This window comes from Mesorhizobium sp. WSM4308, from assembly GCF_002294905.1.
Taxonomy (GTDB): Bacteria; Pseudomonadota; Alphaproteobacteria; order Rhizobiales; family Rhizobiaceae; genus Mesorhizobium.
The window spans coordinates 80,613-96,908 of the sequence record NZ_NSFW01000005.1 but is presented as its reverse complement, the minus strand read 5'-3'; the positions used below and the strand labels follow the sequence as shown (position 1 = coordinate 96,908).

General features: G+C 64.5%; 16 protein-coding genes. 1 reads left to right on the top strand and 15 read right to left on the bottom strand.

What is annotated here, in order from left to right:
* The first annotated feature begins 42 nt into the window (after positions 1-42).
* Positions 43-558, top strand: coding sequence for an outer membrane protein assembly factor BamE (locus CK227_RS10850; RefSeq protein ID WP_027046739.1), 516 nt, complete (start codon positions 43-45; stop codon positions 556-558).
* Between the two features lie 226 nt (positions 559-784).
* Here CK227_RS10850 and CK227_RS10845 read toward each other — a convergent pair whose 3' ends face one another.
* The 15 genes from CK227_RS10845 to CK227_RS10775 all read right to left on the bottom strand — a co-directional run bounded on the left by CK227_RS10845 (position 785) and on the right by CK227_RS10775 (position 16,015).
* On the bottom strand, positions 785-2,926 hold the full coding sequence (locus CK227_RS10845) for a sodium-translocating pyrophosphatase (protein WP_095770431.1): 2,142 nt from the start codon (positions 2,924-2,926) through the stop codon (positions 785-787).
* Between the two features lie 262 nt (positions 2,927-3,188).
* On the bottom strand, positions 3,189-3,938 hold the full coding sequence (locus CK227_RS10840; protein ID WP_095770432.1) for an ABC transporter permease: 750 nt from the start codon (positions 3,936-3,938) through the stop codon (positions 3,189-3,191).
* Positions 3,935-4,873, bottom strand: a complete 939-nt coding sequence (locus CK227_RS10835) for an ABC transporter ATP-binding protein (protein ID WP_095770433.1) — start codon at positions 4,871-4,873, stop codon at positions 3,935-3,937. The genes CK227_RS10840 and CK227_RS10835 overlap by 4 nt, the downstream gene beginning before the upstream one ends.
* A complete protein-coding gene (locus tag CK227_RS10830) occupies positions 4,870-6,033 on the bottom strand; it encodes an ABC transporter permease (RefSeq protein ID WP_095770434.1) in 1,164 nt (387 codons plus the stop codon). Before CK227_RS10830 ends, CK227_RS10835 begins: the two co-directional genes overlap by 4 nt.
* Before the next feature lie 55 nt (positions 6,034-6,088).
* Positions 6,089-7,000, bottom strand: coding sequence for an ABC transporter substrate-binding protein (locus tag CK227_RS10825; RefSeq protein ID WP_095770435.1), 912 nt, complete (start codon positions 6,998-7,000; stop codon positions 6,089-6,091).
* Between the two features lie 180 nt (positions 7,001-7,180).
* Positions 7,181-8,398: an MFS transporter gene (locus CK227_RS10820; protein ID WP_095770436.1), complete on the bottom strand. Its 1,218-nt coding sequence runs from the start codon at positions 8,396-8,398 to the stop codon at positions 7,181-7,183.
* The gene (gene nusB / locus CK227_RS10815; RefSeq protein ID WP_019857616.1) at positions 8,395-8,895 is read right to left on the bottom strand and encodes a transcription antitermination factor NusB; all 501 of its coding nucleotides are present in this window, start codon (positions 8,893-8,895) and stop codon (positions 8,395-8,397) included. The genes CK227_RS10820 and nusB overlap by 4 nt, the downstream gene beginning before the upstream one ends.
* A complete protein-coding gene (ribH, locus tag CK227_RS10810; protein ID WP_095770437.1) occupies positions 8,892-9,386 on the bottom strand; it encodes a 6,7-dimethyl-8-ribityllumazine synthase in 495 nt (164 codons plus the stop codon). The genes nusB and ribH overlap by 4 nt, the downstream gene beginning before the upstream one ends.
* A 109-nt stretch (positions 9,387-9,495) precedes the next feature.
* On the bottom strand, positions 9,496-10,113 hold the full coding sequence (locus tag CK227_RS10805; protein WP_095770438.1) for a riboflavin synthase: 618 nt from the start codon (positions 10,111-10,113) through the stop codon (positions 9,496-9,498).
* 12 nt (positions 10,114-10,125) lie between these two features.
* Positions 10,126-11,256 (bottom strand): bifunctional diaminohydroxyphosphoribosylaminopyrimidine deaminase/5-amino-6-(5-phosphoribosylamino)uracil reductase RibD, encoded by a 1,131-nt coding sequence (gene ribD / locus CK227_RS10800; protein ID WP_179295931.1) that lies wholly within the window; start codon positions 11,254-11,256, stop codon positions 10,126-10,128.
* A gap of 2 nt (positions 11,257-11,258) precedes the next feature.
* Positions 11,259-11,738 (bottom strand): transcriptional regulator NrdR, encoded by a 480-nt coding sequence (gene nrdR, locus CK227_RS10795; RefSeq protein WP_010915593.1) that lies wholly within the window; start codon positions 11,736-11,738, stop codon positions 11,259-11,261.
* 95 nt (positions 11,739-11,833) lie between these two features.
* Positions 11,834-12,163: a GlpM family protein gene (locus CK227_RS10790; RefSeq protein ID WP_019857610.1), complete on the bottom strand. Its 330-nt coding sequence runs from the start codon at positions 12,161-12,163 to the stop codon at positions 11,834-11,836.
* Positions 12,164-12,189: 26 nt separating this feature from the next.
* On the bottom strand, positions 12,190-12,642 hold the full coding sequence (locus CK227_RS10785; protein ID WP_245317961.1) for a hypothetical protein: 453 nt from the start codon (positions 12,640-12,642) through the stop codon (positions 12,190-12,192).
* 222 nt (positions 12,643-12,864) lie between these two features.
* A complete protein-coding gene (gene glyA / locus CK227_RS10780) occupies positions 12,865-14,178 on the bottom strand; it encodes a serine hydroxymethyltransferase (protein WP_095770440.1) in 1,314 nt (437 codons plus the stop codon).
* Between the two features lie 193 nt (positions 14,179-14,371).
* Entirely contained in the window at positions 14,372-16,015 is a 1,644-nt protein-coding gene (locus CK227_RS10775) for a Na+/H+ antiporter (protein ID WP_095770441.1), read from the bottom strand.
* Positions 16,016-16,296 lie beyond the last annotated feature (281 nt).

The following is a 16,296-nucleotide window of genomic DNA, read 5'->3' as shown; positions in this document are numbered from 1 at the left end:
GCGGCCCAGCGCAAGTTGCGGCGATATAATGGAGAATTGTTGTTGCGCGCGCTGAATTTCAAGTCGACCTTCTCGTCCAGGCCTGCCGGCGCGATCTCGCTGCTGCTGGTCGTTTCGGCGCTTTCGGCGTGTCACACCAACAAGATGATCGGCGACCTCAATCCGAGCGAGACATTCACGCAAGGTTACGTCTACGACCAGCAGGCCGTCGATTCGGTGCCAGTCGGTTCCAGCCGTGAGCAGGTGCTTCTGGCGCTTGGCACGCCGTCGACCACGGCGACTTTCGACAACGAGGCATTTTATTACATTTCGCAGACGCGCAAGCGCTATGTCGCCTTCGATAAGCCCAGGCTCGTCGACCAGAAAGTTCTGGCGGTCTATTTCGGCGCCGATGGCCGCGTCACCCAGATCGCCAATTACGGCATGAAGGACGGCAAGATTTTCGACTTCATCTCGCGCACCACGCCGACTGGCGGCAAGGACCAGAACTTCCTCAGCCAGATCATCAACGGCGCCAGCAAGCTGGCGCCCGGCATCCCCGGCGGCGGTACTCCCTGATCATCAGACCCTGCTTCCCCGTGGGAAGCAGCACCATCTCAGGCGACCAAAAACCCGTGGGAGCGATCCCACGGGTTTTTGTTTGGCCAAGGCGAGCAGACGGGGGCGAGCCGGCGTTAAATCGAGCGGATCTTGGGGTTTGAAGTGGCCGTGGAACCTGACGGAGCCAAACAAAAACCCGCAGGGATCGCTCCCCGCGGGTTTCTATCTGACGGCCAGGTTACGTTCAGCCGTGCGCGAGCACGGCCAGAAGCAGGAGCGCCACGATGTTGGTGATCTTGATCGCCGGATTGACCGCGGGGCCGGCGGTGTCCTTGTAGGGATCACCGACCGTATCGCCGGTCACCGAAGCCTTGTGTGCCTCGGTACCCTTGAGATGCTTGACGCCGTCCTTGTCGACAAAGCCGTCCTCGAACGACTTTTTCGCGTTGTCCCACGCGCCACCGCCCGAAGTCATCGAGATGGCGACGAACAGGCCGTTGACGATGACGCCGAGCAGCGAGGCGCCGAGGGCGGCGAAGGCCGAGGCCTTCGAACCCGAGATCAAGAGCACGCCGAAATAGACGACGAGCGGCGCCAGCACCGGCAGCAGTGACGGGATGATCATTTCCCGGATCGCCGCCTTGGTCAGAAGGTCGACTGCACGCGCGTAGTTCGGCTTGGAGGTGCCGGCCATGATGCCGGGATCCTCGCGGAACTGCTTGCGCACCTCCTCGACGATGGCGCCCGCAGCGCGGCCGACGGCCGTCATGGCGATGCCGCCGAACAGGTAGGGAATCAGGCCGCCGAAGATCAGGCCGGCGACGACGTAAGGGTTGGAGAGATCGAAGGAAATCTCGCCCATGCCCTGGAAGTAGGGATATTTGTCGCCGTTGGCGGCAAAGAACTTCAGGTCGTTCGAGTAGGCGGCGAACAGCACCAATGCGCCGAGACCTGCCGAGCCGATGGCATAGCCCTTGGTCACGGCCTTCGTGGTGTTGCCGACAGCGTCGAGCGCGTCGGTGGAGTGGCGCACTTCCTTGGGCAGACCGGCCATTTCGGCAATGCCGCCGGCATTGTCGGTGACCGGGCCGAAGGCGTCGAGCGCAACGATCATGCCGGCAAGGCCGAGCATGGTGGTGACGGCGATCGCCGTGCCGTAGAGGCCGGCGAGCTGGTAGGTCGAGATGATGCCGCCGACGATGACGATGGCCGGTAACGCCGTCGATTCCAGCGAGACCGCGAGGCCCTGGATGACGTTGGTGCCGTGGCCGGTGACCGACGCCTGGGCGATCGAGTTGACCGGGCGCTTGTTGGTGCCGGTGTAGTATTCGGTGATCACCACGATCAAACCCGTCACCGCAAGGCCGATCAGGCCGCAGATGAAGAGGTTCTTGCCGGTGATGACCATGCCGGCGACCGTGCCGATCTCGCCCCAGCCAAGGCATACCGAGGTGGCGACGCCGAGGCCGGCGATCGACAACAGACCGGTGACGATCAGGCCCTTGTAGAGCGCACCCATGATCGAACCGTTGGCCCCGAGCTTGACGAAGAAGGTGCCGACGATCGAGGTCAGGATGCAGGCGCCGCATATGGCGAGCGGATAGAGCATAGCGGCGCCGAGAACGGCGGTGCCGCCGAAGAAGATGGCACCGAGAACCATGGTGGCGACGACCGTCACCGCATAGGTCTCGAACAGGTCGGCGGCCATGCCGGCACAGTCGCCGACATTGTCGCCGACATTGTCGGCGATGGTGGCCGGGTTGCGCGGATCGTCCTCGGGAATGCCGGCTTCGACCTTGCCGACCAGATCGCCGCCGACATCGGCGCCCTTGGTGAAGATACCGCCGCCGAGACGGGCGAAGATGGAGATCAGCGAGGCACCGAAGCCGAGCGAGACCAGTGAGTCGATAACGATGCGGTCATTGGGCTGCAGGCCCATGGGACCGGTCAGGATGAGGTAGTAGATCGAGACGCCGAGCAGCGCCAGGCCCGCCACCAGCATGCCGGTGATGGCGCCCGACTTGAAGGCGATGTCGAGACCGGCGGCCAGACTGTTGGAGGCCGCCTGTGCAGTGCGCACGTTGGCACGCACGGAAACATGCATGCCGATGAAGCCGGCAGCGCCCGACAGGACGGCGCCGATCAGGAAGCCGATCGCGGCGGTGATCGAAAGCAGCCACCAGGCGAGCAAGAGCACGACCACGCCGACGGTGGCGATGGTGGTGTACTGGCGCGCCAGATAGGCTTGCGCGCCTTCGCGGATGGCGGCGGAGATTTCCTGCATGCGTGCGTTGCCCTGGTCGGACGCAAGGACCGAACGTGTCGCCCAGATAGCGTACAGGACAGAAAGCAAGCCGCAGGCGATGACGGCGGAAATAATGGTCATTGCCGATTTTTCCTCGATTGTTGGCCCAAATGAACCCCTCCCTGGGCCGATGAGATAAAGATGGAATCCCGCGTACGGAATCCGCCTCTTCGCATCGGTGTATGCGAAACAGTGCCGCGAACGTCAAGATATTGTTCAGTTTTTGCCCGGCTTTCGCCCAAAAGACAAAAGTCGCAACGACCCTGCCTGGCGTGGCCCTCATTTAGATCGATTGAAATGACGCAAGGGGATCATGCCGACAAAGCCATCAGCTTCCAAAGGACTACTCCGCCTCGCGCCCCATGCGCCGCGCCGCATAGCGCTCGATCGCCGACAATCCGTCGTAGATCAGCACGGCAAGCGCCGCCACGATCAGGCCGCCCTGCAGGATGAAAGCAAGGTTGTTGGACAGAAGGCCAGCAATGATCACCTCGCCCAGCGTCTTGGCGGCAACCGTCGAGCCTATGGTGGCGGTGGCCAGGCTGATCACCACCGAGAGCCTGATGCCGCCCAGGATGATCGGCGCGCTGAGCGGCAGCTCGACCTTGGTGAGCCTTTGCCAGCCGGTCATGCCCGCGCCGCGCGCCGCCTCGACGACATTGGCCGGCAGCGTCGTCAACGCGGTCAGAGCATTCTCGAAGATCGGCAGCAGGCCATAGAGAAACAGCGCAATCAGCGTCGGCTTCTCGCCGAAGCCGACAGCCGGCACGGCGAGCGCCAGCACCGCCACCGGCGGGAACGTCTGGCCGATATTGACCAGGCTGCGCGACAGCGGCAGGAATTCGGCGCCAGCCGGCCTGGTGACAAGGATGGCCAGTGCCACCGCAACGATGGTCGCCGCGGCGGTGGCGATCAGCACGATGCGCAGATGCAGCAGCGTCAGCGTCAGCAGGCTGCCCTGATTGTAGATCACCGGCGCGTTGTTCTCGGTCAGCGGCTTGAGCAGCGGCTCAAACCAGCCCGGACTGGTGACGAACGTCGCAAGCAAAACCACCAGCGCAAGCCTGAGCAGCAAAGGCAGCCAGGCTCTCATGCCGGCCTCGCCGCCCGCTTGACCAGCCCATCCACCGTAACGCGGCCGAGTGGCTTGCCGTCGGCCCCTTTGACCGGCAGCGCCGGCCGGCCTGTCCACAGGAGTTCAGCCAGTGCATCGCGCTGGCTGGCATCGCCGGGGATGGCTTCGCCCTCGGCGGTGCCGTTCTCCACCGCGTCACGCACCCGTCCCAGCGACAGCAGCCTGAAGGGCCTTTCGCTGGCGCCGACCAGGGTCTCTACGAAGCTGCTGGCCGGGTTTGCCAGGATCTCGGCGGGGTTGGCGTATTGCACAAGCTTGCCGGCATCCATGACGGCGATCTTGTCGCCCATGTGCACTGCCTCCTCCATGTCGTGGGTGACGAGGATGATGGTGGTGCCGAAGCGCTTCTGGATCGCCAGCAGATCTTCCTGCGCCTTGGTGCGGATGATCGGATCGAGCGCGCCGAACGGCTCGTCCATCAACAGCACGTTGGGTTCGGCGGCGAGCGCGCGGGCCACTCCGACCCTCTGCTGCTGGCCACCGGACAGTTCGTGCGGGTAGCGCGGTCCGAATTCCTGGGGGTCGAGTTGGTAGAGCGTCATCAGTTCATCGACGCGCGCCTTGATGCGATCTTTGTCCCAGCCAAGCAGCACCGGCACAGTGGCGATGTTCTGCGCCACGGTGCGATGTGGAAACAGGCCGTGGCCCTGGATCGCATAGCCGATGCTTCGGCGCAGTTCGTAGCCCGGCACCGAACGATTGTCGGCGCCGTCTAGCTTGATGATGCCAGCGGTCGGTTCGACCAGCCGGTTGATCATGCGCAGCAGCGTCGTCTTGCCCGAGCCCGAGGTGCCAACGATGACGGCGATGGTACGTGGTTCGATGACCATCGAGACGTCGTCGACGACGGTGGTCGTGTCATAGCGCTTGGTGATGCCTTCGATCTCGATCATGCCGTTTCAACCCTGCGCTTGGTGGCGGTCATTTCGATCACTGCGTCGAGGATGATGGCGGCAGCGAAGGCGAGCGCCACGGTCGGCACCGCGCCGAGCAGCACCAGGTCCATCGCGGTCTGGCCAACGCCCTGGAAGACGAAGACGCCAAAGCCGCCGCCACCGATCAGCGCTGCGATGGTGGCAAGGCCGATGTTTTGCACCAGCACGATACGGATGCCGGTGAGGATCACCGGAAAGGCCAGCGGGAATTCGACGCCGAACAGGCGCTGGCGGTCGGTCATGCCCATGCCGCGCGCCGCGTCGTTGGCGGCGCGCGGCACGCCGGCGAGGCCGACCACGGTGTTGGCCACAACCGGCAGCAGCGAATAGAGGAACAGGGCGACGAAGGCCGGCGCCGTGCCGATGCCTCTGATGCCGAGCGCGGCCGCTCCCGGCACATGCGTGGCGATCCAGCCGAGCGGCGCGATCAGCAGGCCAAACAGCGCGATCGAAGGAATGGTCTGGATGATGTTGAGCACGTTGAGCACACCGGCCCGCAGCCTTTCGACACGATGACAGAGTATGCCGAGCGGCAGGCCGACGACGACCGCCGCAAGCAGCGAGCCAAGCGCCAGCGTCACATGCTTGGAACCTTCGGCCCAGAAACTGTCGGCGCGGTTGGCGTATTCCTTGAGGATGGAAAGGTCGTTCCAGGCCCCCGACACCAAGAGCAGCCCAATGGCCCCGGCGGCGGCAACCAGCACACCGACACGGGCCCATGGCGACAGGTTCAGCCTCGTCAGCACGTCCGCCAGCAAAAGCGTGAAGGCAAAGATGAGTACCCAGAAACCGGAGGCCGGCGATACCCTGGCAAGGGTATTGCCGGCCGGCGTCAAGAATGTGCCAGCGACGCCGACGAGCAGCGCGAGCGCGGCAAGCGCCACGACACTGGACGCAAGGCGCAGCATAAGCGGTGTCCTGAAGAGCGCTGTGAGCGCCGCGACGATCACGATAGCCATCAGCAATGGCCCGGCGGTTGCCGGCAGCGCCTCGAGAATCGAGCGCGCCTGGCCCGGAACGATCCGATTGGCGCGGAACGTGGCGAAGGGAGCGAGGAACGCCGCATAGGCCGCGATCGCGGCAATCACCACGCCGAGCTTATCGAAACGGATGTTCACGCCCTCCCCCGTCGGTCGTTCCGGCGCGCCACGCGAGCGGCGCGCCGGAATCGTCCTACTTCAGAAAGCCGTTCTTCTTCAGGAAGTCCTCGGCGACGCCCTTGACCGGCTCGCCGCCAACCTGCACACGGCCGTTCAGTTCCTGCAGCGTGACCAGGTCGAGCTTGGCGAAGACCGGCTTCAGCAGCGTCTCGATTTCGGGATGTTGCTTGAGCACGGATTCGCGGATGATGGGCGCCGGCTGGTAGACCGGCTGCACGGCCTTGTCGTCCTCGAGCACGACAAGGCCCGACGGCGCGATGCCGCCATCGGTGCCGTAGACCATGGCGGCGTTGGCGCCACTGGTCTGGTTGGCGGCCGCGGCGATGGTCGCCGCGGTGTCACCGCCCGAAAGCGTGATCAGTTGGTCCGGCTTCAGCGTGAAGCCGTAGGTGGTCTGGAAGGCCGGAAGGGCGGCCGCCGAATTGACGAACTCGGCGGAAGCCGCGAGCACCACCTTGCCGCCGCCGGCGACGTATTTGCCGAAGTCCGACAGCGTCACGAGCTTGTTCTGGTCCGTCACTTCCTTGCGCAGGGCGATCGCCCAGGTGTTGTTGGCCGGCGCCGGCGACAGCCAGACGATCTTGTTGGCGTCGTAGTCGAGCTTCTTGGCCGTCTCATAGGCCTTGGCGGCGTCCTTCCAGACCGGGTCGTCGGCCTTCTCGAAGAAGAAGGCGGCGTTGCCGGTGTATTCGGGATAGATGTCGATCTCGCCGGCGGTGATCGCCTTGCGCACCACCGGCGTGCCGCCGAGCTGGATGCGGTCCGATGTCTTGATGTTGTTGGCATTGAGAACGAGCTGGATGATGTTACCGAGCACGCCACCCTCGGTGTCAATCTTCGAGGAGACCACCACCTGAGCACTGGCGGAAGCTGCCGTGATGGCCAGCGCCAATGCCGCGCCGGCGAAAACCTTGACTGAAAACATCGTGAAAACCCTTTGCTGTGAACCGGAATGCGGCGGCCGCATATGAGCATGGCTTCAACGGCCAGTCGGGGCACACGGTTTCATAACAATAGGCACAGAGGCAATAATTTTGTTTCAGATCGGCAAATTCAACCGAAGCAATCCTGACAGCATCATGCCAGTTCGACAGCAGTTTTGGGATCAGGTGCGCGCGTTGCGCGGAGCCGTCAACTTGAGTGCGCCGAGGGCCACGAAGCACAGAACGGTGACCGGAAAGATCATCCAGTTCAGCATCTCCCAGCCCCAGGCGTTGTAGACCATGCCCGACAGCAGCGACGCGCAGGCGACGGAGCCGAACAGGACGAAGTCGTGGAACCCCTGCACCTTGCCCTTTTCCGACGGCCGGTAGCTGGCCGCGACCATGGCGGTGGCGCCGATGAAGCCGAAATTCCAACCAAGGCCGAGCAGGATCAGCGACGTCCAGAATTGCCACAGCGCCAGCCCCGACAAGGCAACGGCAGCACAGCCGATGAGCATGATCAGGCCGATGGCGACAATGCGCTCGGCGCCGAAGCGATGGATCAGCGAGCCGGTGAAGAAGCTCGGCGCGAACATCGCCATGACGTGCCATGAAATGCCCAGCGTCGCATCGTCCTCCGACAGGCCGCAACCGACCATGGCCAGCGGCGCGCCGGTCATGACGAAGCTCATCAGCGCGTAACTGCCGACGGCGCAGAACAGCGCGGCGACGAAGCGCGGCCTGGTGACGATTTCGGACAGGGGCCTGGCATCGCCGCCGGAAACGTCAACCTTGCTCGCCGCCTTCGCCGGCAGGCGCAGAAACGACAGGATCATCGCGCCGACGGCTGCCAGCGGCAGGATGGAGGCGAACGATCCGGCAAACATCACCGGTGCGAACAGTTCCCGGGTGAAGATGACGATCTGCGGCCCGAGGATGGCGGTGACAATGCCGCCGGCCAGCACGAAGGAGATGGCGCGCGCCTTGAACTGCGGAGGCGCATTGTCGGCGGCTGCGAAGCGGAATTGCTGGACGAAGGCGCCACCGATGCCGATCACCAGCAGCGCGAACGTGAACAACCAGAAACTGCCGTGGAAAAGCGCCAGTGTGGCAATCAGGCCGCCAAGCGCGGTGACGACGGTTCCGGTCATGAAGCCGCCGCGCTGGCCCAGCTGGCGGATAATGGCCGCGGCGGGCAAGGCGCCGAGCGCGACGCCGATGTTGAAGCCGGTGATCGGCGCCGTGGCCAGCGATTTGTCGGCACCGAGCAGGTATTGGCCGGCCAGCGCGCCCATCGAAATGGCGATGGGTGCCGCCGAGCCGATAATCGCCTGCGAGGCGGCGAGGATCAGCGCGGTGCGCCGCGCCTCCCTGCCCGTCTCGATGGCGATGGCCGTCACGATGCGTCCTTGCCCCGCCCCTCGCCGCGCACCCGGCGTGACACGCGGTCGAGCACGGCATTGACGAGTTTCGGCTCGTCTTCCTCGTAGAAGGCCTTGGCAATGTCGACATATTCCGAAACGATGACCGCCACCGGCACGTCCTCGCGCTTCATCAATTCATAGACGCCGGCGCGCATAATGGCGCGCAGCGTCGAATCGAGCCTCGACAGCGGCCAATCATCGGTCAATGCCTGGCGGATGACTGGATCGATGGTCTTCTGGTTCTCGACGACGCCGGTCAGGATGGCGCGGAACCATTGCGCATCCGCCTCGCGATAGAGCGCACCGTCGACTTCCTTGCCAAGCCGGAACGCCTCATATTCGGCGGTGATCTCGAAGACACCGCTGCCGGCGACATCCATCTGATAGAGCGCCTGCACAGCGGCCAGACGGGCCGCGCCACGCTTGTTGGCATGGCGCACAGCGGGCTGTCCGGGCGAAGCGGGCTCGCTCACGATCGCGCTCCCAATTGTTCCTTGAGCGCGATCATGGTCAGCGCCGCACGCGCGGCAAAGCCACCCTTGTCGCCTTCCGAGCGCTTGGCCCGCGTCCATGCCTGGGCGTCGTTCTCGGTGGTCAGGATGCCGTTGCCGACACAGACCGAGTCCTGCACGGACAGGTCCATCAGCGCGCGGCTGGATTCATTGGCGACGATATCGAAGTGATAGGTGTCGCCACGGACGATCGTGCCGAGGGCGACAAACCCATCGTAATTGGTGCCGCCTTCCGCCGCGCCGTCAAGCGCGAAGGTGATCACTGCGGGAATTTCGAGCGAACCTGGAACGGTGACGACGTCGTAAGTCGCGCCCGCTTCATCGAGCGCGCTCGTCGCGCCGTCGAGCAGCGCGTCGGCAAGGTCGTCGTGAAAGCGCGCTTCGACAATCAGCAGATGCGCCTTCGCCTTCGGACGAATGAAGGCTTTGCCGTGTTGGGATGTACCAGCCATAAAAGTCTCCGGGGGGTTGCCGGTGACTTAGGCCGAAGCCGGATTGATCGCAAGCGGAAGATTGCTGGAGTGTGTCAGACGCTTTGGACCGGCCGGTCCGGCAGACTTTCTAGAGCCCCTCTTTCGCCGCCTCCGCCAGTCGTGCCGCATAGCGGGCCATGGTGTCGATCTCGAGATTGACGCGGTCGCCGACCTTGCGCTCGCCCCACGTGGTCACGGTCAGCGAGTGGTGGATCAACAGCACGTCGAAGCGGGTGCCCTCGACCTTGTTGACGGTGAGCGAGGTGCCGTCGAGCGCGACGGAGCCCTTTGGCGCGATGAATTTGGCCAGATGGCGCGGTGCCTCAAGCGTGAAGCGCACCGCGTCGCCCTCGTCCTTGCGCTCGACGATCTCGGCGGCGCCGTCGACATGGCCCGATACGATGTGGCCGCCGAGTTCGTCGCCTATCTTCAGCGCCCGTTCGAGATTGACCTTGGTGCCGGATTTCCAACTCGACGCCGTGGTCAGCCGCAAGGCCTCTTCCCAGGCCTCGACCTCGAACCAGCGCGCGTTCGAGCCATGTTCGGGCAGCGCCGTGACCGTCAGGCAGACGCCGCCACAAGAAATCGAGGCGCCAATGGCGATGGTTTCGGGGTCATAGGCGGTATCGATGCGCAAGCCGACGCCTTCGCTAAGCGGCTTGATGGCCGCGACGGTGCCGATATCGGTGACAATTCCGGTAAACATCGATGCTGATCCCTAGAGGTCCCTTACCCACTCGGCGTAGCTGTCCTCGCCGAAGCGCATTTCGCGCAACTTGCGGAAGCCTGCCGGGATATGGTCGGCATCGACCGGCGATGCAATGCCATCCTCGCCAATAGCCTCCGGCCCCTGGAACAACACGATGCGATCGACCAGATCTTCGTCGAGGAATGCCTTGGCGACCTGGGCGCCGCCCTCGACCAGCACGCTTGCCATGCCGAGCGCCGCCAGGTCTTCGAGCAGTTCCGGCAAGGCGACGACGCCGTCATGGGTTTCGGTGCCGATGAAGCGTACGCCGGCGCGTTCGAGCGCGGCGCGACGGTGCGGATCGGCTTCAAGACAGGCAGCGACATAAAGCGGCACGCGGTCGACACCGGAAACCAGCTTCGAGGCTTCCGGGAGCCGTATCTGGCGATCGAGGATGATGCGCGCCGGCGAACGGTTCTCCAGCCCCGGCAGGCGCACGGTCAGCGCCGGATCGTCTTCCAGCGCCGTGCCGATGCCAATCAGTATGGCGTCGGACTCCGCGCGCATCAGATAGACGTCGCGGCGCGCGATCTCGCCGGTGATCGCGACCTGGCCGGCGCCTTTCCTGCCGATCTGGCCATCGCTCGAAAGCGCAAGCTTCAGCGTCACTTCCGGACGTTTTCGCAGAGATCGAATCAAATAACCCGCCATCTGCTCGGCGGCATCCGTGGCCAGGACCTTCTCCACCACCTCGATGCCGGCGGCGCGCAGGATGGCATAGCCCTTGCCGGAGACACGCGGATCCGGGTCGCTGGCGGCCCCCACGACGCGCGCAATGCCGGCATTGACCAGCGCGATGGCGCAAGGCGGGGTGCGGCCGTGATGCGCGCAAGGTTCTAGCGTGACATAGGCGGTGGCACCACGCGCGAGCGCGCCGGCCTCGGCCAGCGCCTCGGTCTCGGCATGCGGCCGGCCGCCGACCGCGGTGACACCGGTGCCGACGATCATCGGCCCCGCGCCGTCATCTCGCACGATCAGCGTGCCGACGGAAGGATTGGTGGAGGTGCGGCCGGCATTCCTGCGCGAAAGCCGCAAGGCGGCGGCCATGAAACGACGATCAAGGGCCGCTTGTTCGGCCTCGCTCAGTTGCGATGCTGCCATGCTCAGCCGGCGTCCTCTTCACTCTTGTCTTCGTCGCCCTTCAGCTCGCCCAGGAGTTCATGAAAATCCTTGGCCTCGCGGAAATTGCGGTAGACCGAGGCAAAACGCACATAGGCGACGTCGTCGAGCGACTTCAGCGCCTCCATGACCAGCCGGCCGACCTCGCCGGAGGCCACTTCCGTCTCGCCGGAGCTTTCAAGCTGGCGCACGATGCCGGTCACGGCGCGGTCGATGCGTTCGGGATCGACATTGCGCTTGCGCACCGCGATCTCGACCGAGCGCAGCAGCTTGTCGCGGTCGAACGGCACTTTACGGCCCGACTTCTTGACCACGACCAGATCGCGCAACTGGACGCGTTCGAAGGTGGTGAACCGGCCGCCGCAATCGGGGCAGACACGCCGCCTGCGGATCGCCGCGCCATCCTCGGCGGGGCGCGAATCCTTCACCTGCGTATCTTCGGACTGGCAATAGGGACAGCGCATGGAGAGCCTTGGGTTCGCGAATCTGGTGAGGCGAAAGGCTTAGAGCCTTTCCGACCGGGATTGAAGCCGTTCCGTCTCTTCAACGGACTGCAGCATCAGAGATAGCGAGGCGCGAGGAAGATTGCCAGCGCGGCAACCAGCCAGACGGCGATGCCGCCGGCAACAGCCAGGCGATAGTCGACCTTGTCGATGAACAACCAGCAGGCGCCGAGGAAGGCAAGATAGGCGGGAATTGTCTTCATTCCGGCAAGGCAGGCATCGCGGAAACCGCCCGGATCGCCCTTGGCGCCGACGGCGAGCAAGGCAATGACGGCAAAGGTCGGCGCCAGCGGCAGGATACCTGGCAGGACATTGCCCCGCTTGGACGCCCAGACGATCAGCGCCGTCACCAGCCCGCCGACCACACCCTTCCAGACAATGTCCATCCGCGGTCCCTACTGCGACCGAGCCGTCACGGCGCGACATCCTTGGTCGGGAAGCCGCAAGACGTTCCGAGGTTGCGGTAGGCCTTGGTGAAGCCGTCCATCGGGATGCTGGCGAAGGCCTGCTTGCCGAAAGTCACGTCGAGCGAGACGACCTGACGCATGGCTCGCAGCAGCGCGAGACTGGTCTTGGCCTGGTTGTCGACCGTCCAGCTCGGACGGCCGATGCCGGCATCGTTGGAATAGACCGTTGCCGAAACCTTGACGCCGGGATCGCCGAACGTCGCCGCGATCTTCTTGCCGGTCGGCAGTTGCTTGTTGTCGACGGTGAGCATGATGGCGGGATAGGCATCAGGCGGCAGCGCATCGCCGGTCGAGATCGACAAGGTCAGCGTGCCTGAATTGCCATTCGCGTCGAAGAACGCCGTCGAAGCCGCACAGGTCTTGTGCGCATCCTGGCCGGTATCGAGTGTATCGACCATGGTTGTCCATCGGCCGAAGGTGCTCGTGGCAGGCATGTCCGGAGCGGGCTGTGTCTGCGCCGAAGCGGGCCCACAGACGGCCAGCCAGCCGATAGCGCCGAGTAACGCGATACGAAAATTGCCCATCATCGTTTCTCCAGTTCCATGCGCCACCCGATCAGGGTGGCGCACCGCCGGCGGATAAAAGATGACGCTTCGCGCCTGGTCAATCGATAAGGATGGTCAGCCGAGATACGGATAGAGCGGAAAACGATCGGTCAACGCCACGACCTTGGCCTTGACCGCCGCCTCGACCGCGGCATTGCCCTCGTCCGAATTGGCGACCTTGAGACCATCCAGCACTTCGGCGATCAGCTTGCCGATCTCGCGGAATTCGGCCTGGCCGAAGCCGCGCGTGGTGCCGGCCGGCGTGCCCAGGCGCACGCCCGAGGTGACGAAAGGCTTTTCCGGATCGAAGGGAATGCCGTTCTTGTTGCAAGTGATGTTGGCGCGGCCAAGGGCTGCCTCGGCGCGCTTGCCGGTGGCGTTCTTGGGGCGCAAATCGACCAGCATCAAATGGTTGTCGGTGCCGCCGGAGACGATGTCGAGGCCCGTCTCCTTGAGGCTCGAAGCCAGCGCCTTGGCGTTGGCGGCCACACTCTCGGCATAGACCTTGAAGCTCGGCTTAAGCGCCTCGCCGAAGGCCACCGCCTTGGCGGCGATGACATGCATCAGCGGGCCGCCCTGCAGGCCGGGGAACACCGCCGAATTCATCTTCTTGGCAATCTCTTCGTCGTTGCACAGGATCATGCCGCCGCGCGGGCCGCGCAGCGACTTGTGCGTCGTGGTCGTCACCACATGGGCGTGCGGCAATGGCGAGGGATGCACGCCGCCCGCGACCAGGCCAGCGATGTGCGCCATGTCGACCATCAGATACGCGCCGACCGCATCGGCGATCTCGCGAAAGCGCTTCCAGTCCCAGATGCGCGAATAGGCGGTGCCACCGGCCAGGATCAGCTTCGGCTTGGTCTCATGCGCGGTCTTCTCGATCGCGTCCATGTCGAGCAGATGGTCTTCCTTGCGCACGCCATAGGAGACGACCTTGAACCACTTGCCGCTCATGTTGACCGGCGAGCCATGGGTGAGATGGCCGCCGGAATTGAGGTCGAGGCCCATGAAGGTGTCGCCGGGCTGCAGCAGCGCCAGGAACACCGCCTGGTTCATCTGGCTGCCGGAGTTCGGCTGGACGTTGGCGAAATTGCAGCCGAACAGCTTCTTCGCCCGCTCGATGGCCAGTTCCTCGGCCACGTCGACGAACTGGCAGCCGCCATAGTAGCGCTTGCCCGGATAGCCCTCGGCATATTTGTTGGTCATGATCGACCCCTGCGCCTCGAGCACCGCGCGCGAAACGATGTTTTCCGAGGCGATCAGCTCGATCTCGTGGCGCTGGCGACCGAGTTCATTGCGGATGGCACCGAAAATCTCCGGATCGGCGTCTTCCAGCGTGGTTTCGAAGAAGGATTCGAATTTGTTCGACGCTGCCGCTGCTGTTGCCATGGCCTGAAATCCTCCGGTTCGGGGCAATTTGTTTATGCTTATCGTTGCCCCAAAACCGCTGCACACTTTTGGGCGACACGCATTGCCGCGCCATTAACACAGTTGTTTTCGACCCGCCACGTTTGCGGCGCGAAATTTGCTGGCCGGTTTGCGGCAGAGACTGCAAATCCGCAGCCGCCGAGCACCGCCGGTGCTATTTCCGTGTCTGCCTGCCGTTCAAAAGGGCTTCCGTCAGGGTGATCTCGGTGAACAGCGCCCGCGCTGTGTGGTCGTTGATCTCGCCGCGGCGAAGCATGGCGCGCAAGGCGCCACGCTCGGCGGCGATGCCGGCGAGCCTCAGATCGATCTCCAGCCTTCCCGCCTCCCGCACTTCGGCGCGCGCCTCATCGGCCTCGTCGGACGCCGCGATGCGGCGCCGATAGGCCGCGACAATGCCGTTGGCGGCGGCGAGCTTGAGGCCGGGCACATCGCCCTCCTCTTCATCCGTCTGGGCGATGCTTTCGAGGTGGGCGATCGCCGCCTTCGCAGCGCCAACGCGAGCCATGCGTTCCTCGGCGGCGCCGGCGTCTTCGCCGGGCTCGACCAGCCCGCGCGCGATCACCGGCAAGGCCAGGCTGGCGATCACAAGGGAGCAGATGATGACGCCGGCGGCGAGAAAGATGACCAGGTCGCGCGCGGGGAATGGCGAACCGTCCTGGAGGGCAAGCGGCAGCGACAATATGCCGGCCAGCGTGATGGCGCCGCGCACGCCCGAGACCGAACCGGCGAGCCGCACGCGCAGGCCGAACGGTTCGGTCTTACGCTTGCCGAGCCGCGCCGCAAAACCCGCCGTGATGTCGCCGATCCAAATCCAGACGAAGCGGAGCGCGATCAGGCAAAGGGTCAGCAGAAGGACCGTCAGCACCGGCTCGAGCAGCCAATGGCGGCTGGACAGCTCCGGTGGCACCTTGCGGATGATTTCGGGAAGCTGCAGGCCAAGCACTATGAACAGCGCGCCGTTGAAGACGAAGGAAAACGTCGTCCACAGCGAGATCGTCTGCATGCGCGCCGAGACGCCGAGAAAGCGGAATATGCCGGTGCTTCCGGTCAAGAGACCGGCGGTCACCGCGGCCAGGATGCCCGAGGCCCCGAAATGCTCGGCGCCGAGATAGGCGACGAAGGGAAGCAGGACGGTGATCAGCACCTGCGCCTCGGCGGGCACGCCGCCTATGCGGTTGAGGAGTTGCAGCGCCTTGGCGGCGACGAACAAGGCCGCCACGCCGGCCAGGATACCGACCGCCACTGCGTAGACAAAACTCAGCGAAGCGGCGGCAAAGGAAAAACTGCCGGTCAATGCCGCCGCGACGGCAAAGCGAAACATGACCAGGCCCGACGCATCGTTGAGCAGGGACTCGCCTTCCAGAATGTGCATCAGCCGCGCCGGGACGACGTTCCTGTCGACGATCGAGGAGACGGCCACCGCATCGGTCGGCGACAGCACGGCCGCGAGCGCGAAGGCCACGACCAGCGGAATGCTCGGCACCAGCCAGTGCAAGGCATAGCCGAAACCGACAATGGTGAAAAAGACGAGGCCGATGGCAAGGTCGAGGATCGGCCCGCGCAGGGCCATCAGCTCGCGCTTGGGCGCGCCGAAGGCATCGCTGAACAGCAGCGGCGGAATGAACACCAGCAGGAACAGCTCCGGATCGATCTCGACATGAATGCCGCGCACCGGCCAGGCAAGGGCAGCACCTATGGCGATCTGCAGGACCGGCAGCGGCACCCGCACCAGCCGCACCAGCGCGCCGGAAACAGCGACGAAGACCAGCACGACGAGGACGAAGATAGCGGCTTGCATGGCACGATTCCGGCTGTTTTGCGAACCATGCGCAATCGTCGTCCTCGCGTCCAGGCAGCGCCGGAACGGCGATGGCCGAGGCCGGCCTATGTTTGCGGTATAGAAAAAGCGGACCGCGCGGACGGCAGGCCGTCCATGCAAAAGGCGTTGCCCAAGCGACCGTCTGCTTCCGCGTCGACAATGTTGCAAACTCGGCGCCGTCAACCGCGCGCAAGCGATGGCGCGGTTGGTCAACCAACGGCTGATCTAACCACCCTGCAAACGAAAGGCCGCCCCTTCGA